This is a genomic window from Aquirufa novilacunae (assembly GCF_045310505.1).
GTDB lineage: Bacteria > Bacteroidota > Bacteroidia > Cytophagales > Spirosomataceae > Aquirufa > Aquirufa novilacunae.
Map to the genome: position 1 here is coordinate 925,491 of NZ_JBEWZG010000001.1, position 18,284 is coordinate 943,774.

The window sequence follows — 18,284 nt, forward strand, 5'->3', positions numbered from 1 at the left end:
TGTGGCAAAACTTTGGCAAAAAGAAAATCAGACGACAGACGCTAAAATCGAGAAATTCACGATTGGGAATGACCCCGTGTATGACTTGCAATTAGCGCGCTATGATGTGCTGGGTTCCCTGGCTCACATCACGATGCTAGAAAAAGTAGGGCTTTTAGGTGCGGAAGAATTAGGACCTCTTTGCGCTGAATTGAAGGCCATTTATGCCCAAATCGATGCCGGAAATTTCACGATCGAAGACGGAATGGAAGATGTCCACTCCCAAATCGAGTACTTATTAACACAAAAATTAGGCGATCAAGGTAAGAAAATCCATGCGGGACGTTCCAGAAACGACCAAGTTTTAGTGGATTTAAAGTTATTCATGCGGGCAGAAATCCAGCAAATTGCGGATTCCGTGGAGCGCTTATTTGATTTATTAATCGCCAAAAGCGAAGCGCACAAAAACGATTTATTACCTGGTTACACGCACTTGCAGATTGCGATGCCGTCTTCTTTCGGACTTTGGTTCGGAGCTTATGCGGAAAGCCTGGTAGAGGACATTGAATTATTGGAGGCGGCCTTCCGTTTGGCGAACAAGAATCCACTGGGTTCTGGCGCAGGATATGGCTCTTCGTTTCCTTTGGACAGAAAATATACGACGGAATTATTAGGCTTCGAATCGCCACACGTGAACGTAGTTAATGCTCAATTATCGCGTGGAAAGACCGAATTATATGTCTTAACAGCCATCGCACAGATCGCGACCACGCTGAGCAAATTAGCGATGGACGTGTGTTTGTACAATTCCCAAAACTTCGGTTTCATCGAACTACCAAGCTCCTTAACGACTGGCAGCTCGATCATGCCACACAAAAAGAACCCAGACGTTGCCGAATTGCTCAGAGGAAAAGCCAATAAATTAAAGGCCTTGCCTAACCAATTGCAATTATTAACCAGCAATTTGCCATCTGGTTATCACCGCGAATTCCAATTAACGAAGGAATTACTGATGCCGGCCATCGAGGAAATTTTAGACGGTTTAGAGATCACGCATTATATGGTCAGCCACATGAAGGTGAAGAAAGACCTCTTAGTGGACTCGAAATACGATTTATTATTCTCGGTAGAGGAAGTAAATAAATTAGTCGTTCAAGGAATTCCATTCCGCGAGGCCTACCAAATTGTGGGTAAAAAGATCGAAGAGGGTGCTTTCGACGGAAGTACACGAGAGATCAATCACTCGCACTTAGGAAGCATCGGTAATTTAGGACTGAAAGAGATTCAAGATCAGAAAGAAATCGCTTGGAAGCGTTTTGGCTTTGAAAAAGTGAATAAGGCTATCGCTGCATTAATTTCTTAATATACTTACCTAGAATATCGAATTCCAAGTTTACGCGATCCCCTATTTTTAGTTGATGAAAAACGGTGTGTTCGTAGGTATAAGGAATGATACAAACGGTAAAAGAGTCATCTTGCGAATCCACCACCGTTAAACTAGTTCCATTCACACAAATCGATCCTTTTTCGACGGTTACATGTCCACTGCTTTTGGGATAGCTAAAGCGGTATTCCCAGCTTCCATTCTGATCAACTATTTCAGTACAAAGTCCAGTCAAATCCACGTGGCCTTGAACAATATGCCCATCAAAACGAGCATTTGCTGCCATGCAGCGTTCTAGGTTTACTTTTTGGCCTATTTGCAAATCTCCTAGGTTCGTTTTTTGCAAAGTTTCATCGATAGCTGTCACCCGGTATTGTTCGCCTTGAATTTCCACGACCGTTAGACAAACCCCATTGTGTGCTAGGGATTGATCCACTTTTAATTCCTGCGTAAATGGAGAGGTGAACCAAAATTCTACATTCGTCCCCTTTCCTTCCTGCTTTACTAGCGAACCCATCGCCTCTACAATACCTGTAAACATCTGATTTAATTACTATTTTTGTGTACTCAAAATTACACCCATTCCGATGAAATTCAACAAATGGTTCCTCTTTCTGATTCCGGTCATCGCGATTCTCGCCTATTTAAGCATTCCGAGTGCTAAACCCGTAGACGAAACGGGAGCAGATGTGGCGAAAATCCGAAGCGATAAGGACGAAAACTTTCGTAACTCAGACGAATCCCCCATCAAAGATAAAGCCGCCTTTAAAGGACTAAACTATTATCCCTTTAACAAAGAATACATCGTGGACTTTGTGCTAGAAAAAGCGGAGAAAGCCGAAACGGTAGAATTGAAAATGACGGATGGAACGACAGAAAAGTTGATTTTTTTTGGATTCATTCAGGCGGAATTTAAAAGCTTCACCCTGAAATTAAAATTATACCAGCACGAAGACGGCAATTTCTTTCTCCCCTTTAAAGACAAAACCGCCCCCACAGAAACCTATGGAGGCGGACGTTTTTTAGATTTACCCCTAACAAATGTAAAAAACAATCGGTTGCGGGTGGACTTTAATCTGGCCTATAATCCCTATTGTGCCTACAACAAAGATTTCGCCTGTCCCATTCCTCCCGCGGAAAACACCCTCCCTATTCGCATAGAGGCAGGTGAGAAAATATTTAATTAACCTGGTGCAACGAAGCAGCTCCAGATAGATCTTTACTAATCACTGGACTTCCTTTGTACTTCACGTGCGATGCACCTGATGCGTCTACTTTTAAGGATTTCTGTACATGTAATTGTGCGCTGCTAGCTCCTGAGGCTTCCACGTCGACATTGCGAGCGAAGAAATCCAAGGCTTTCAAGTGACTCGCGCCAGAAGCTTCCACTTTTAAATAATCCGTGTGACCCGTGATTTTGCAATCTGAGGCACCGCTTAATTCAATTTTCAACTTATCTGCATGTAAGCCTTCGATCAAGCCCTTAGAGGCCCCCGAAAAAACAAGTGACATTTCCTCCTCATTTGTAAATCCTTGCAAATCCACTTTGCAGGCACCAGAGAAATCTCCCGCACTTAATCGAGGAAGGGTAATATTGATGACCATTTTGGAACGGTTATTATTCCAGCTCCATTTCCACTTCTCCTCATACGAAATTTCCAATTTACCAGCAGATGAGTTCACTTCTAATTCATCTATATCACTTTCTTTTCCTGTGACAGAAACAGCGTAGAAATTGCCTTTATGGACATGCACTTCGAAGGCACTCCCTACTTCAATGGATTTAAAATTAGCTACTTTGAATTTTTTAGTCACAATCGCAGGATCTGCGAACGAACTAAATACAATTACTAGGGCGGCGAATAAAGACAGAATTTTTTTCATAGAATTTTTAATTTGTTGCTAGATGCAGGCCTGTTAAAAAAGGTTGCATGTTATTTAATCACGTTCCATTTATAACTCACACCGGCGCTCGCTTTATTAACGAAGGATGAGCTATCGTATTTTTTACCTTGTACGTATTTCGACGCATTTACCTCTATCTTAGCATATTTATCCAAAGTCACGTAGGCCTTGCTAACTGCAAAATCAGGTGCAACTAATTCAGCCGAATCAAATAGAGCCGCATTTAATTGATCACCCCCACCTTTAAGCGTTAATGAGTGAAATCCGCGTAAAACTACATCGAAAGTGGAAGACGTAAATCCTTCGATTTCGGTACTTGCATTACCGCCTAATTCCACCTTAGTTAATTCCGGCACCACAATCTCCACCTGGATACCCGGTTGAATTTTGTCCACGATTAATACGTTGTTTTCCACGTGAACCGAACTTTCTAAGGCCTGATTACCCTTGTACGTAATCTTATGAAGATCTCCCCGCGTGATTTTGATTTGCGATGACTCCGTATTCAAACCTTGAATGGAAGTAAAATTTTGCAAATCCTTCGTGATGGTGAAACCTACTTTTTCATCGGAGAAGTCTTCATCTTTCGACTCTTCGTCCGTATGCGGAACCCGATTTAGGCAAATCAAGCCTTTGTCAGCAGAGAATGTCCACAGGGACCCAATGAATAAATCTTGGCCTTCTTCGTGGAAATAACCACCTTCTAACACATTGTCCATGTAATAAGCAAAATCACGCGTCATAGAGAAAGATTTACCATACGGAATCATAATCTTCACTTTTAAGCGTTGTGCTCTAAAACGGGCATCCGAAAGACCAAAATGCGTATCAAAACGTAAGTCTTTCCCTTTTTGTAGGTAATTGTACTTGATCTTTTTGGCATTCGACTCCGCTTCCTTACGTGTTAAACCTTGAGACTTCGCATATTGAATCACCTGAATGGTTTTGCCATCATAGCCTTCAATTTCGATATTTGCCCGGTTAAAACGCTCCTCGTTATAATCGTGGTTATCTTCATCGTCTTCAAATTCAAAGCCCAACTCTTCCACTTTCTCCCCTAACATCATCTGCCAGATCGTCTCGTTATCTTTTTTATCGATATCTAACACATAGGTAGTCGAATCTGAGACCGCGATATCCTTCACTTGATTGTAAGATGCAGAGCGTTGGAAGTTACGGCCATAGAAAGCTGCCGCAGCGAATAAACCCACCCAACCCACAATCATCATCGTCGTCGAAGCAATCTTATAAGTCTTATTGTAAAATTTACGATTTGCTAGTAAGGAAGCTCCTGCGATAGCAATTGAAACGAAAACAGGTAAGAAGGCCAAGACCAAGGCAGGTATCGCCCAGATAGGCAAATCTTTCGATATTAAATAAAGTGGCAATGGTCCCATATGAACGAATTGTCCTTGATCAATCCCCGTAAATCCAAACAGGCATATGCCCACCAAAGCAACGATAAAAGCAATACCTAAAATCAACAAAATGATTCCCACGAAGATTTGAACGACCCAACGAATAATATTCAAAGGGCCTTTCAAGGCACCGAAAACAGTCGCAGCAATACGGAAAGGGAACAATAATACCTTCGTTAAAGCATTTTCTTCTGTCTCATTCGGCTGAATACTCTTCTTAATGTTGTTCTCAATATTTTCCAAGGTAATCGGCTCACCGGTCATCTCCATCTTATCCTTCATCGTTTTAGCCTCAGGTGTAATGGCTAAAATAACTAGATAAGCAATCACACCCGACCCAAATAATCCAACCGATAAAACCGCTATCACGCGCAATAAACCCACATCCCAACCCGTATAGGCCGCGATACCTGCCATCACACCACCGATCACTTTTTTCTCTGGATCACGATAAAACTTACGATACGATTTATCGTCATCTGGATTTAATTCACCCGGAATGGCTGCCCAAAGAATAATATAGGCCCAGAATATAATATTTCCCAAATGAAATAAAGGGAAGCTAGCGCTTAATAAGGCTAATAAAACCAGGCGAACCCAGATCGGATCTATCTGAAAATAGCGGGCAATTCCTGCTGCTACACCGCCTAGTTTTTTGCGAGTGATGTCACGGCGGAAAACCTTAGGACCCTCCTCAGATTTAGGGGCTGTATAGCCTTCCTTCTTGTCTTCTTCCTCTTCCACTTGCTTGAAATCTGCAATGGTTCCTAAAGAAGCAATCAAGGCATCCACGTGCGCCTGGGAAATGGCCTCAGTTTTCTCTGTTTCTCTGATGTTCCAAAACTTCTCCGCAATACTCGATTCAATATCAGCGATAATCTCCTTCGATCCCTCGAATGACGCGAAATACGCATGAATGGATTTTAAGTAGGCATCTAAAGTAGCGTAGGCGTCCTCTTCGATGTGGAAGACAAATCCAGCAATGTTAATTGATAAAGTCTTTTTCATGTGTGTTTTCGTTATGCCTGTAAGGAAGCGTTTGAGATTTGGTTAACGGAGGACTGCAATTCGTCCCATGTTTCGGACATTTCAGCTAAAAACTCCTGTCCTTTTTCTGTTAATAAATAATATTTCCTAGGCGGTCCGGAGGCAGATTCGACCCAACGGTAGTCTAAAAAGCCCGCATTTTTTAAGCGAGTTAATAAGGGATAAAGCGTACCTTCCACGACCATAATCTTCGCAGAAGTTAACTCAGCTAACATGGTAGAGGCATAGACCTCCCCTTTTGAGATAATTTTAAGGATGCAGAATTCAAGTATTCCCTTCCTCATTTGCACCTTGGCATTTTCAATATCCATGGGTTATTTGTTTAATTTGGCAATGCAAATATAGACAAGGTACTATGTAATGCAAAGTACCTTAGAAAATTTATTTGGGAAATTGGATAAACGGTAGGTAATTTGTGATGAACGCACTCTTTTTAGGGTTGAGATAATTATGATTTTCAAAGAATTTTCCTTGCCTTTAGCCTTTTATAACCGGGACACCTGGTTGAAAGTAGCCTTTTTTGCGGTTAGCGTGGTGATGGCGGGCTTCTCTTTGTACTTCACTGATGGCTTGGTAACCAAGCTGGAGGAACGGGAAAAGCAACAGATTGAGTTATATGCGGAGACCATTCGCTATGCGCTGACCAGTGATAATAACGCCGATATCAATTTCTTTTTCGAGCGAATTAAGAAAATCAATGAGAACAATACCATCCCTGTGATTTGGAAAGATGGTTCTGGTCACTTGAATTCCATCAATATTCCCATTCAGGAGACGCTTTCTACCGAGAAAAAACAAGAGATTTTAAGGCAGAAGCTGCAAGAGATTATTGCGGAAAACAACCAGCCCATCGAAATGGACATGGGTTTTCAAAAAGAATATATCTATTACGGTAATTCGAAATTGCTGAAATTATTGCGCTACTATCCCCTTTCTCAATTATTAGTCGTGCTGATTATCGGCTTTCTCGGCTATATATTTCTTTCGTATTCTAGGCGGGCGGAGCAGAATCGCGTTTGGGTGGGTCTTGCGAAAGAAACCGCTCACCAATTAGGAACACCTCTTTCATCATTGACTGCCTGGGTGGAATTATTGCGGAACGAGCCACACATCAATCCGGATATTGTGGTGGAATTATCGAAGGATATTCAGCGTTTGGAGACTATTACTACCCGTTTTTCGAATATTGGATCTACGCCGGTATTGAAGTTAGAGGATATAGAGGCCGTTATTCAGCAATTTATTAGCTATTTGAAAATTCGTATTTCGTCCAAAGTCACCATCGAAATACATTCCTCCCTTGCAGTGAATCAAGTGGCGAATTTGAATAAATACCTGTTTGAATGGGTAATTGAGAACATTTGCAAAAATGGAGTAGATGCGATGGGTGGCCAGGGTCAGCTGCGGATTGAATTAAAAGAAGGAAAGAATCAGGTGATTCACATCGATATATCAGATACCGGAAAAGGTATTTTAGCAAGTAATACCTCCAAAATCTTCTCCCCAGGCTTCTCGACAAAAAAACGGGGATGGGGTTTGGGATTAACCTTGGCTAAACGGATCATTGAAAATTACCATCAAGGTAAATTAGTGTTGAAATCAACGGAGATTAATAAAGGTTCGACCTTCCGTATAACCCTCCCAAAACCTGAATAGATGACAGGTCCTAATATCGTTTTCGGCTCTGCTTTGTGCATCATATTCATCGGATATGCGTTAAAAAGCGCCGGTTTCATCCAGGAACACGACGGAAAATCACTGTCAAAATTCTTAATGCACACCACCTTTCCAGCCCTGGTATTTTCGACGATGATTCGGGTGAATATAACCTGGGATTTAATCTACCTGCCGCTGATCGCCATGCTATTCGGGATGTTTTTATCCTTTTTAGCTTTTCATCTTTTCAAGCAGACGGAGCCCGAAAATCGAGGGGTGATGACCATCGGGAGTGCTGGATTTAATCTAGGCATCTTTGCTTATCCGCTGATTGAAGGAATTTTTGGGATTCAGGGTTTAACCTATGCCATCATGTTTGACCTCGGAAATTCAGTTGTCAATTTTTTCGTGAACTATGGCATGGGGAACTACTTCAGCAGAGGCCCTAAAAAAGATAATATCGCAGCTCATATTTTCAAACGCATTATTTCGCTTCCTCCCTTACAGGCCATGGTCTTAGGCGTCTTAGTTAATGTGTTACAGCTAAAATTTCCCGTTTTTGCTTTAGATATTATCTCAACCATTGCCGCTGGAAATAAGCCTATCGTCTTATTGTTAATGGGCATTTATTTTAGCATTCGCTTGTCGAAAAAGTCCTATTTCCGTGTTTTCCAGGTTCTGAGCCTGCGTTATGTCATGGGCTTTCTGATCGGTGGCATCTGTTTTTATGTGTTGCCGTTCGAATTAGGCTTTAGGAACTTGTTAATGCTTTGCCTAATCTTACCCGTAGGTATGACAGTGATTACGTATTCAGATGAGTTAAACTTAAACACGCCACTCGCCGCGTCATTGGTGAATATTTCACTCGTGATTAGCTTTGTCATCATGTGGGTCATGGTGAGTGTTTTCCACATGAGCGCGATTTAACCGAATTTTTTGGTAATTTTATGAAACATTGGCTTATTGAACTTGTTTAGTTCATAACCAATCCGCTAAAATTATGGTAGTCCCTTACAAGAATCAGTCCAAAGGAAAAAAAGAACAAGTCGCAGACATGTTCAATTCCATCTCCCACAAATATGATTTTCTGAATCATCTATTGAGTGGTGGGATTGATATTATTTGGCGTAAAAAAGCCATCAAATTATTACAAAACAAGGGAATCAAATCCATTCTTGATATCGCCACCGGTACAGGTGATTTCGCCATCGAAGCGCTTAAAATTAAGCCAGAAAAAATCGTAGGTATTGACATCTCAGAAGGCATGCTTTCTTTCGGAGTGGAAAAAATCAAGAAATTAGGCTACGATAAAATCATCACGTTGCAGAAAGGGGACTCAGAAAAAATCCCGTTTTCAGACAATAGTTTTGATGCTATTACCGTTAGTTTTGGGGTGAGAAATTATGAGACCTTAGACAAAGGCTTAAAAGAAATGAACCGCGTGTTAAAACCGGGAGGCCATTGCTTGATTTTAGAATTCTCGAATCCGAAGAGCTTCCCTATGAAGCAATTATATACGTTTTATTCGAAATTTTGCCTACCTGTTTTAGGAAAACTAATTTCCAAAGACCCAGCAGCTTATACCTACCTTCCTGAATCTGTTCAAGCTTTTCCAGATGGCAAAGATTTCTTGAAAATTTATGAGGAATGTGGATTTGTTGATACGAAATGGATTCCGATGACTGGTGGTATTTGCTCTATCTATCTAGGACATAAAAAAGCTAAAAACGCGTGAAAAAAGCACCTCTAATCGGTTTTATCCTTGCTTTTCTTTTGGGATTTACTGCCCTAGGACAAGGAAAGAAGTACATTCAATTGCACGATGAGTTTTATGATGAAAAACCGGTGCATTTCGGATTTATGTTTGGCTTAACGGGTAGCAATTATTATGCAAACGGATTCCCAAGTGTATTAGTGAACGATGTGACTGGGGAACCGCTTTCCTTAACCTCTCCTAAAACCTTCGGCTTCCAAATAGGCGGAATCGTTAATTATGCTTTAAGCAAGCACGTAGAAGTAAAATCAGGATTAAATATTGCCTTATACGATCGTCAAATTCAATTTGCGAACGAAGACCTGATCTCAAGAGAATCCACTTGGTTAGAAATTCCGATGTTATTGAAATTCCGTTCTGTCCGTCGCCAAAACCACCGCATGTATTTGCTATCCGGTTTAAAGCTAGGGTTGGAGGCGAATGTGAAGAAAAAGAATACGGCTGTGACAGCAAATACCTCTGAGCTCTCTTTAGAATATGGAATTGGATTCGAGCGTTTCTATCGTTTCTTCAAATTCTCCCCAGAGATTCGTATTTCACACGGACTAAATAATTTATTTGTCCCTCCTGGATCGACTTCTAGTTATTCAAAATTAAGCCAATTGAACTCGCACACAATTAGCTTAATTTTCAATTTCGAATAATTACTTCAGTCCTTTTCTCGCCTTTTTAGGATCTACTACCGTTTCGAACGAACTCACGGCTGAAACCCCAAACCATCCTGTGCCTTGCCACTTCGAGGTCGCATTTAGGTTCTTGATGTTGGTCGGAATATTAGCTGCAGGTCTAGAGAATAATCCCGCATTATTTAATTCCAATCGAGCCTGTGAATAGAAGTTAAATTCATCTTCTGAAATAGACCAAACCTCTACACGTATCTTATCATTCTCCAAGTATAATTGGGGGGAAATGGATCGGCGAATCGGAAGAATAAATAATAGCCCATCCGTCATGGCTCCTTTTTGAAAGCCCGCATCATATACTAAGGTTAAATTAGCAGGGTCATTTAATAATTGCCCATTTTTAAAGGTCTTCACGCGATAACAATCGCCTGGCCCACGTAAATCACGCGCGTAAAATTGAGCGTCATATCCATTCTTAGGGCTATCAGAAGCAGATTGACGGCCAGTGGCTTCGTCGTATTCATATAAAAGGGAATCAATAACTGGTACGCGGTTCATCTTCGCCTTTGCCGTGATTTGCTCATTCTGCCATTTTACGTTTAAGGTAAATGTAGTTCCGACATTTCCGATACTAGGCTGATTCACACTCGGTTCCCAGACATAAATACCGCTTTGAGCGACTTTCTCTGTAAAGGTAAATCGATTGCCTAGGGTGTCTGAAACGACTACTTGTGCACCCGTTATTTTAGGTGCGCTCGTTTGATCGAAGTAGTCTTGCGATTGTGAGAGAATTATTTTTTGAGCAGTTTTCTGATTCGTCAGCTGTGCTTCCACCACAAAGAAGTGATCCGAAGCAGGACTAGGTAAGTTCACCACTTCCTCGCATGAACTCAAAAACACCAATACTAAAAGGGCTAGGATTTGCTTCATCTTAAAAGGAGAAATTATAAGTAACTGCTGGAACAAAAGACCCGATGATGGATAATTGAACGGCCTCGGTTTGGACGGCATTATCTTCATTAGGACGCGTATAAATAGAGAATGGATTCTTACGGTTGTAGGCATTGTACACCGAGAACACCCATTCAGAGCTTCCCTTTCCGAAAAGCGCTTTTTTATTCTTCTTCGTGGCGGAAATATCTAAACGATGGTAATCAGGCACCCGCACATTTCCACGTGTTCCTGGAATCGTTTGCGGATAGGCAATCCCATCAAACACATATTTTTGAACAGGAATCGTGTAAGGAACGCCGGTAATATAGGCAAAATTGGCTCCAAACGACCATTTATCTGAAAGTGCGTATTGACCCACTAGATTTAGGGTATGAGTGCGATCGTAGCGATTCGCATACCATTCATTATTCGATAAGCCCTCAATTTTACGTTCTGTTCTCGCTAAGGTATAACTTGCCCAACCCGTTAATTTACCTACATTCTTCTTTAAATAGAATTCGATTCCATAGGCTCTACCCTTCCCAAATAGTAAGTCTTTCTCAAAATAGGGGTTTAAGAATAAGTTCGCCCGATCCGCATAATCAATTTGATTTTGCATATCCTTGTAATAGACTTCAATCGACGATTCATAATTATTTCCATCTGGGCCAAAATTCTTAAACACACCCATCGCCACCTGGTCCACAATTTGTGGCTTGATATTATTCGTAGAAGACGTCCAGACGTCCAACGGAGTGGATGCCGCCGTATTCGACATTAAGTGAATATATTGAACCAAGCGATTATAACTCCATTTCAGAGAGGTCGATTCGTTTGCCGTTACATTCATGGCAAAACGAGGCTCCCAGTTTCCGTAGGTAGCTACAGTTGCTTCAGGATCGATTTGATTAATCTTTAACGCATAGCCCGAGGGATTTTCTGTACTTAGCGCCACGGGAATTCGGTCATAATATTCTCCATTCGCACTCCTATAATCATAATTTGAATAACGAACGCCGTATTGAATGGCCACTCGATTACTCAATTTCCAATCATGGCCCACATAAGCAGAAGCTTCCAAGCCTTTTTTATCTGCTTGTCCAAATTCACGTTTTTCTCCATTCGAAGTAGCATTCGCTTTTCCTGGCGTAAAATCATAAGTCAGCAATTGACCTCCAAAAGTGATCGTATTGTCTGGTCTTACATAATAGGTAAAATCAGGCTTGATACTTAAATTAACGATATTGGAAGTCCATTTAAAGGCGTCATTTGGTCTCTTATTTTCAATATCTGAATCCAACATGTAATCGTAATTACTGTAGAAAGCGGTCGCATTCAAGAATAATTTATTTGAAAAAACGTGGTTCCAGCGAGTCGTTAGCGTCGTATTACCCCAATCAAAGCCAAAACCTGTTCCGAAGACATCCCGACCAAAATAGCCTGACATGAAGACAGTATTTTTCGAGTTAATAGTATAGTTGACTTTGGCCGTCAAATCATAAAAATTAAACGAGGCATTCGCATTATTACCTGTTAAAAACGGCTTCGCCAGAATATCAATATAGGAACGACGCGCCGCCACAATGAACGAAGCCTTATCCTTCACAATCGGAGCTTCGATGGATAAACGAGAAAAAATCACTCCAATACCTCCATTCACTTCTAATTTCTTTGCATTCCCCTCCTTCATCTTCACATCTAAAATCGAAGAGGCGCGCCCACCATACATCGATGGAATACCACCTTTGAACAATTTCACATCCTTTACCGCATCCGGATTGAAAACCGAGAAAAAGCCAAACAAGTGAGATGAATTATAGACCGGCGCATCATCTAATAGGACTAAGTTCTGATCCACACCGCCCCCTCGCACATTAAATCCAGAAGCACCCTCACCTACCGTAGAGACACCAGGCAATAATTGAATGGCTCTCACTAAATCAACCTCTCCTAAAAGGGCTGGAATCTTACGAATCGTCTTAATATCTACCTTATTAACAGACATCTCAATCCCCTTCACGTTTTCGTCATTCGCACGTGCCTTCACAATGACCTCTGCCAATTCCTGTGAAGCAGGCGATAATTCTAAATTCAAGGTTTGAGCTGTGGCTGAAATTTGAATCGAACGCTCTATTTTTTTGTATCCCGAGGAAGAAAACACCAAGGTGTATTGACCCAGAGGCAAGGTTAAGCTATAAAAACCGTAGGTATTCGTGACATTACCGGTTTTTAATTCCTTTACATAAACAGAGGCCCCGATTAAGCCCTCTCCACTCGAGGCATCTTTCATGTAACCACTTAAAGTGGATTTTTGAGCCCAAGAAAGGCTGGATAAGGTCAGAAATAAAACGTATAGTAAGTAGCGCATCTTGATTAAAACCCAAAGATACGCGAAAAGTTTTTGGGGTAGATTAAATAATTGATAAACGGCATTTGATATTATTTTCATACAATCAGTAATATAATTCCGATAATAAAAAAATATTAAAAATTACTGTACATTTGTAAAAAACGGATCACAATGGATTTACATGTATTTGGGCAAATCATACGAGAAAAACGAAATGCCCTTGGATTAAAACAGGAAGACCTAAGCCTCCAAAGTGGAGTTGCCATCAAAACCATTCACAGTATTGAACTAGGCAAAGGCAACCCAGCTATCAAAACGATTATTCGCATTTTCGATGCACTTTCACTTGACCTATTAATCGTCGCAGCAAAAACGGCAAAAAAATAAGACCATGGAACAAGAAATCAGCTTTGAACGCATTCCAACTCACATTTATTCCGATTCTGATTTAGCCTCTAAATCAGTTGCAAAAGAAATTGCCGATCTGATTCGACAAAACAACCAAGCCGGCAAACCCAGCATTTTAGGATTGGCTACCGGTTCTTCTCCTAAGAAAGTCTACCAGGAATTGATCCGAATTCACCGAGAAGAAGGCTTGAGTTTTAAAAACGTCATCACATTTAACCTGGACGAATACCATCCGATGGAACCGGATTCCATTCAAAGTTATGTTCGTTTCATGAAGGAACAACTCTTTGATCACATTGATATACCGGTAACAAATTACCATTTACCAGATGGAACACTGCCCTTAGAGAAGATTCCTGAGTTTTGCCGTGACTACGAAGCGAAGATTGAGAGACTAGGCGGATTCGATTATTACCTATTGGGTATCGGACGTAATGGCCACATTGGTTTTAATGAGCCGGGCTCAACGATCAATTCAAAGACGCGTCTGATGACCTTGGATATTGCGACGAAGATTGATGCCTCTCCGGATTTTGGCGGACTACAAAAAGTACCAAAAAAAGCGATTACGCTGGGTATTGATAGTATCATGAAGTCCAAAAAGATCGTGTTACTTGCCTGGGGAGAACACAAAGCGGCGAGTGTAGCTAAAGCCGTGGAAGGAACAGTCACTTCGGATATCCCGGCCTCTTACCTTCAATTGCACCCTAACGCTTCCTTCATCTTGGATGAAACGGCTGCCTCGATGCTCACTCGCATCAAGACTCCCTGGGTAGTTGATTCTGTCAAATGGGATCGCAATATGATTAAGAAGGCAGTTACGCATCTTTCTTTGACCCTACAAAAACCCGTTTTAAAGCTTACTTCCAAAGATTATAATGAGCATGGCCTTTCGGAATTACTTTCCCTGTATGGTCAGGCTTACGAAATAAACATCGAAGTCTTCAACTATCTACAACACACAATTACAGGCTGGCCAGGCGGAAAACCGAATGCGGATGATACACACCGCCCAGAACGTGCTTTTCCAGCCAAGAAGAAAGTATTGATCTTTAGCCCGCACCCGGATGACGACATCATCTCAATGGGCGGTACTTTCCAACGCCTGCATGACCAAGGCCATGAGGTACACGTTGCCTACCAAACCACGGGAAACATCGCCGTGGCAGATGACGAAGCCCTACGATTCGCCGAATTCGTAGTCGACTTTAACGAGAAATTCGAAAGCCCGAACGCGAAAGCAAATCGCATCTATAAAGAGGCGATCAAGTTTTTAAAGAACAAACCCGATTCTGAAGTTGATATTTCGGCGGTTAGAGAGATTAAGGGACTCATCAGAAAAGGAGAAGCGAAAAATACCTGCCGTTTCGTGGGGATCAAAAAGGAGAATGCCCACTTTCTGGAGATGCCTTTCTACGAGACAGGAACCATACGCAAGAAACCTATCGGTGAAGAAGACATCAAAATTGTGATGGATCTAATCGAGGAAATACAACCACATCAAATTTATGCTGCCGGAGACCTAGCCGATCCCCACGGAACGCACAAAGTATGCTTGGATGCGATTATGGAGGCTGTAACGCGCTTGAAGCACCGAGAATACATGAAAAGCTGCTGGGTTTGGCTCTACAAAGGAGCCTGGGCAGAGTGGGATATCGATCAAATCGAAATGGCGGTACCGATGTCCCCGGATCAAGTTTTCAAAAAGAGAATGGGAATCTTCAAACACCAATCACAAAAAGATGGTGTGGTGTTCCAAGGAGACGATTCGCGCGAGTTTTGGCAAAGAGCGGAAGAACGAAACCGAGCAACGGCTTCGATCTACAATGCTTTAGGCCTCGCAGAATACGAAGCCATGGAAGCCTTTGTTCGTTGGAAATTCTAATCTTTTAGGGCGGCAAACAAGATCTCCGCGGCATGCTTCGCATGCCGCTTCGTGCCGTCATGAATTTGATGACGACAACTGGTTCCCGACGCGACGATATCGACCTCTTCCGGCTGTGACCGCACGGTAGGGAACAAAACTAATTCCCCAATCTGCATGGAAAGATCGTAATGCTCTTTCTCATAACCGAAAGAACCCGCCATCCCACAGCAACCAGAAGGGATTAATTGCACCTCAAAATTTTCAGGCAACGAAAGCGCCTTCTTCGCTGCCACCAGCGAAGAAATCGCTTTTTGCTGGCAGTGACCATGTAATTTCATCAACTTCTTCTCCGAACTAAACGAAGCCGACGTAATACGTTTCGCATCTGCTTCTCTAGCGATAAACTCTTCGAGCAATAAGGTGTTTTTCGCTAAAGCTTGCGCTTTCTCTACCCACTCCTCTGAAACTAAATCAGGATATTCATCTCTAAACGTCAAAATAGCCGATGGCTCAATACCCACTAATGGCGTATTTTCAGAAATCAATGACGACCAAAGGCGAACGTTCTGCATCGCTAATACGCGTGCCTCATCTAACATCCCTTTGGACAAATACGCACGTCCCGAAATCGGGTGAGGAATCGTTTTCACTTCATAACCCAAGCGCTCTAACAACAATACCGCCGTTCTACCGATTTCCGCGTCGTTGAAGTTCGTGAATTCATCAACGAACAAGTAAAGCGATTTTGCTTGAACGGGGCTCGTACGCGACTTTAACCAAGACCACAATGTTTGCTTTGCCATCAAAGGCATTGTACGATCTGGGTGGAAACCTACAAGCGCATTCGAAATGCGTCGTATAGCCGGCGTACCCATCACAAAATTATATAAGAATGGTACGTTCGAAGCGATGTTCGAAAGTTTTGCGAAGTTCCCTACTAACCAGGAGCGCAAAGGAAGTCCCTTTTCTTTTTGGTATTGGTATAAGAACTCCATCTTTAATTTCGCCACATCCACGTTCGAAGGACACTCGGCCTTGCAACCCTTGCAGGCTAAGCAAAGATCCATCACTTCCTTAATTTCCTCGTGTGCGAAGCGATTAGGCTGCTCCGAACGCGTTAAAAATTCGCGCAAAATATTCGCACGTGCTCTAGTGGTCTCTTTTTCATTGCGCGTTGCCATGAAAGAAGGACACATCGTGCCTCCCGAAACAGGTGTCTTCCGGCAATCGCCAGAACCATTGCACTGCTCCGCATGTTGCAACACATCTTGATCTTTGAAACGGAAAACCGTTTTGAACTCAGGGGTTTGTTGTCCCGCCTCATAACGTAAGAAAGTATCCATCGGAGGCGTATCCACAATCTTATTCGGATTGAAAATACCCTTCGGATCCCACCAAGACTTCAATTCACGCATTAATTGGTAATTCTCTTCTCCTACCATCCACGGGATAAATTCCCCACGTAAACGGCCATCCCCATGTTCTCCGGAAAGAGAACCCTTGTATTTTTTTACTAAACGAGCGATCTCCTCCGCTATGTGACGGAATTGTCCGTGCCCCTCTTTCGTTTTTAAATTAATAATCGGGCGTAAATGCAACTCACCAGAACCAGCATGGGCATAGTGAACGCAATACAAATTATTCGCCTGCAAAATCTCGTTAAATTCAGCAATAAAGGCGGGTAAATCATTCACATCCACGGCCGTATCCTCAATTACTGCCACCGCTTTCTCATCACCTGGCAGGTTAGACAATAAGCCCAGTCCGGCTTTTCTCAAATCCCACACCTTCTTCACATCTCCACCCGTCACAAAAGGGAAGTGATAACCTAAGCCGGCAGCACGCATCGCCGCCTCACAAGCCTGAGCTTGAGAAGCTAGATCTTCCGCCGAATCAGAACGTAGTTCTACCACTAAAATGGCCCCAGGATCGCCTTTCACAAAGAAGCGATTCATTCGTTGCTCGGGATTCGCCTTCGTACACTCTAAAATATAATGATCCATCAACTCTGAAGCAGATGGATTGAATTGCAAGGCAATTAGATTCGCCCTTAAGGCCTCATCAATCGTATTAAAATGGCCACATACTAGACCTAAATGAGCCGGAGGTAATGGGTTAACATGCAACTTAATCCGTGTCGCAAAGCAAAGCGTACCTTCCGATCCCGCTAAAAGAGAACAGAAATTAAACGGTGCCTCTGTCGATTCAAATGCCTTCGTATGCAATAACATATCCACGGCATAACCGGTGTTTCGGCGATCGATACTAGGCTTCGGAAACTCTTCAGTGATATTTTTCTGGTGCTTCGGATCGGAAAGAGCCGCTAGTGTTTTCTCGTAAATACCGTGTAGACGGCTGCCCTGGGGTATCGATTTAACTGTTTCAAAGGGATCTTCTTCTTTAAAATGAACCAAAGTTCCGTCAGATAAATATCCTTCGATTTCTAACACGTGATCCCTTGTGGAACCATAGACCACCGAATTAGAACCGCAGGAATTATTTCCCACCATTCCTCCGATCATAGCGCGATTCGCTGTCGATGTTTCTGGACCAAAAAACAAACCATGTTTCTTCAGCTCCACATTCAACACATCCCGCACTACACCAGGCTCCACCCACACATAGGATTCGGCCTTATTCACCTCCAGAATTCGATTAAAAAACTTCGAAACATCAACTACCAGCGCCTTCCCTACTACCTGACCAGCTAAGGAAGTACCCGCCGTTCTTGGAATCAAAGGAATCGATTGCTGGTCCGCAAACCGAATAATCTTCTCTAAATCCTCCTTCGTCTCTGGTATCGCCACGCCTAAAGGCATCTCCCGGTACGCGGACGCATCGGTCGCATACAAGGTCTTCATTACGGTGTCCGTATGTAGAGATCCTTGAAGCGTTTGCCCAAGTGCGGATAGAAGCGAATCGGTGGTTTGCGTCGTCATG

The 18,284-nt window shown here is 42.4% G+C and carries 15 protein-coding genes; 8 read left to right on the plus strand and 7 right to left on the minus strand.

All coding sequences use genetic code 11. The features are described from left to right. Position 1 precedes the first annotated feature (1 nt). On the plus strand, positions 2–1,342 hold the full coding sequence (argH, locus tag V7S74_RS04165) for an argininosuccinate lyase (protein WP_406777503.1): 1,341 nt from the start codon (positions 2–4) through the stop codon (positions 1,340–1,342). Here the strand turns inward: argH and V7S74_RS04170 are convergent. Next, on the minus strand, positions 1,320–1,904 hold the full coding sequence (locus tag V7S74_RS04170) for a riboflavin synthase (protein WP_406777504.1): 585 nt from the start codon (positions 1,902–1,904) through the stop codon (positions 1,320–1,322). The two genes, argH and V7S74_RS04170, sit on opposite strands and share 23 nt — an antisense overlap. Positions 1,905–1,950: 46 nt before the next feature. Here V7S74_RS04170 and V7S74_RS04175 point away from each other — a divergent pair, with 46 nt between their 5' ends. Then, on the plus strand, positions 1,951–2,550 hold the full coding sequence (locus V7S74_RS04175; RefSeq protein WP_406777505.1) for a DUF1684 domain-containing protein: 600 nt from the start codon (positions 1,951–1,953) through the stop codon (positions 2,548–2,550). Here the strand turns inward: V7S74_RS04175 and V7S74_RS04180 are convergent. The 3 genes from V7S74_RS04180 to V7S74_RS04190 are packed head-to-tail and all read right to left on the minus strand — an operon-like array spanning position 2,543 to position 6,044. After that, positions 2,543–3,247 (minus strand): head GIN domain-containing protein, encoded by a 705-nt coding sequence (locus V7S74_RS04180; protein ID WP_406777506.1) that lies wholly within the window; start codon positions 3,245–3,247, stop codon positions 2,543–2,545. The genes V7S74_RS04175 and V7S74_RS04180 overlap by 8 nt on opposite strands. A gap of 50 nt (positions 3,248–3,297) precedes the next feature. Beyond that, entirely contained in the window at positions 3,298–5,694 is a 2,397-nt protein-coding gene (locus V7S74_RS04185; RefSeq protein WP_406777507.1) for a PspC domain-containing protein, read from the minus strand. An 11-nt stretch (positions 5,695–5,705) separates the two neighbouring features. Next, positions 5,706–6,044 (minus strand): PadR family transcriptional regulator, encoded by a 339-nt coding sequence (locus V7S74_RS04190; RefSeq protein WP_406777508.1) that lies wholly within the window; start codon positions 6,042–6,044, stop codon positions 5,706–5,708. A 139-nt stretch (positions 6,045–6,183) separates the two neighbouring features. Between V7S74_RS04190 and V7S74_RS04195 the strand changes: the two genes are divergently transcribed. The 4 genes from V7S74_RS04195 to porT all read left to right on the plus strand — a co-directional run bounded on the left by V7S74_RS04195 (position 6,184) and on the right by porT (position 9,807). Beyond that, positions 6,184–7,389: a sensor histidine kinase gene (locus tag V7S74_RS04195; RefSeq protein ID WP_406777509.1), complete on the plus strand. Its 1,206-nt coding sequence runs from the start codon at positions 6,184–6,186 to the stop codon at positions 7,387–7,389. After that, positions 7,390–8,316, plus strand: a complete 927-nt coding sequence (locus V7S74_RS04200; RefSeq protein WP_406777510.1) for an AEC family transporter — start codon at positions 7,390–7,392, stop codon at positions 8,314–8,316. A 70-nt stretch (positions 8,317–8,386) separates the two neighbouring features. Continuing rightward, positions 8,387–9,124 (plus strand): bifunctional demethylmenaquinone methyltransferase/2-methoxy-6-polyprenyl-1,4-benzoquinol methylase UbiE, encoded by a 738-nt coding sequence (gene ubiE, locus V7S74_RS04205; RefSeq protein WP_406777700.1) that lies wholly within the window; start codon positions 8,387–8,389, stop codon positions 9,122–9,124. Then, positions 9,121–9,807: a type IX secretion/gliding motility protein PorT/SprT gene (gene porT / locus V7S74_RS04210; RefSeq protein ID WP_406777511.1), complete on the plus strand. Its 687-nt coding sequence runs from the start codon at positions 9,121–9,123 to the stop codon at positions 9,805–9,807. The genes ubiE and porT overlap by 4 nt, the downstream gene beginning before the upstream one ends. Here the strand turns inward: porT and V7S74_RS04215 are convergent, their stop codons facing one another. After that, entirely contained in the window at positions 9,808–10,716 is a 909-nt protein-coding gene (locus V7S74_RS04215; RefSeq protein ID WP_406777512.1) for a DUF4249 domain-containing protein, read from the minus strand. Position 10,717: 1 nt separating this feature from the next. Then, positions 10,718–13,168 carry a TonB-dependent receptor gene (locus tag V7S74_RS04220; protein WP_406777513.1) on the minus strand — a complete coding sequence of 817 codons (2,451 nt, stop codon included), beginning with the start codon at positions 13,166–13,168 and terminating at the stop codon, positions 10,718–10,720. A 72-nt stretch (positions 13,169–13,240) separates the two neighbouring features. On the opposite strand from V7S74_RS04220, the gene V7S74_RS04225 reads away from it, so the two are divergent. Next, positions 13,241–13,456 (plus strand): helix-turn-helix domain-containing protein, encoded by a 216-nt coding sequence (locus tag V7S74_RS04225; protein ID WP_406777514.1) that lies wholly within the window; start codon positions 13,241–13,243, stop codon positions 13,454–13,456. Between the two features lie 4 nt (positions 13,457–13,460). Next, positions 13,461–15,362, plus strand: a complete 1,902-nt coding sequence (gene nagB / locus V7S74_RS04230; protein WP_406777515.1) for a glucosamine-6-phosphate deaminase — start codon at positions 13,461–13,463, stop codon at positions 15,360–15,362. Here nagB and V7S74_RS04235 read toward each other — a convergent pair. Beyond that, positions 15,359–18,283: an FAD-binding and (Fe-S)-binding domain-containing protein gene (locus V7S74_RS04235; RefSeq protein WP_406777516.1), complete on the minus strand. Its 2,925-nt coding sequence runs from the start codon at positions 18,281–18,283 to the stop codon at positions 15,359–15,361. The two genes, nagB and V7S74_RS04235, sit on opposite strands and share 4 nt — an antisense overlap. Position 18,284: the final 1 nt, after the last annotated feature.

What these genes read in the sequence shown, in the direction of transcription:
- V7S74_RS04170 (WP_406777504.1), bottom strand. Translation starts at nt 1,904, where the DNA reads ATGTTTACAGGTATTGTAGAGGCGATGGGTTCGCTAGTAAAGCAGGAA.
- V7S74_RS04175 (WP_406777505.1), top strand. Translation starts at nt 1,951, where the DNA reads ATGAAATTCAACAAATGGTTCCTCTTTCTGATTCCGGTCATCGCGATT.
- V7S74_RS04180 (WP_406777506.1), bottom strand. Translation starts at nt 3,247, where the DNA reads ATGAAAAAAATTCTGTCTTTATTCGCCGCCCTAGTAATTGTATTTAGT.
- V7S74_RS04185 (WP_406777507.1), bottom strand. Translation starts at nt 5,694, where the DNA reads ATGAAAAAGACTTTATCAATTAACATTGCTGGATTTGTCTTCCACATC.
- V7S74_RS04190 (WP_406777508.1), bottom strand. Translation starts at nt 6,044, where the DNA reads ATGGATATTGAAAATGCCAAGGTGCAAATGAGGAAGGGAATACTTGAA.
- V7S74_RS04195 (WP_406777509.1), top strand. Translation starts at nt 6,184, where the DNA reads ATGATTTTCAAAGAATTTTCCTTGCCTTTAGCCTTTTATAACCGGGAC.
- V7S74_RS04200 (WP_406777510.1), top strand. Translation starts at nt 7,390, where the DNA reads ATGACAGGTCCTAATATCGTTTTCGGCTCTGCTTTGTGCATCATATTC.
- V7S74_RS04215 (WP_406777512.1), bottom strand. Translation starts at nt 10,716, where the DNA reads ATGAAGCAAATCCTAGCCCTTTTAGTATTGGTGTTTTTGAGTTCATGC.
- V7S74_RS04220 (WP_406777513.1), bottom strand. Translation starts at nt 13,168, where the DNA reads ATGAAAATAATATCAAATGCCGTTTATCAATTATTTAATCTACCCCAA.
- V7S74_RS04225 (WP_406777514.1), top strand. Translation starts at nt 13,241, where the DNA reads ATGGATTTACATGTATTTGGGCAAATCATACGAGAAAAACGAAATGCC.
- nagB (WP_406777515.1), top strand. Translation starts at nt 13,461, where the DNA reads ATGGAACAAGAAATCAGCTTTGAACGCATTCCAACTCACATTTATTCC.
- V7S74_RS04235 (WP_406777516.1), bottom strand. Translation starts at nt 18,283, where the DNA reads ATGACGACGCAAACCACCGATTCGCTTCTATCCGCACTTGGGCAAACG.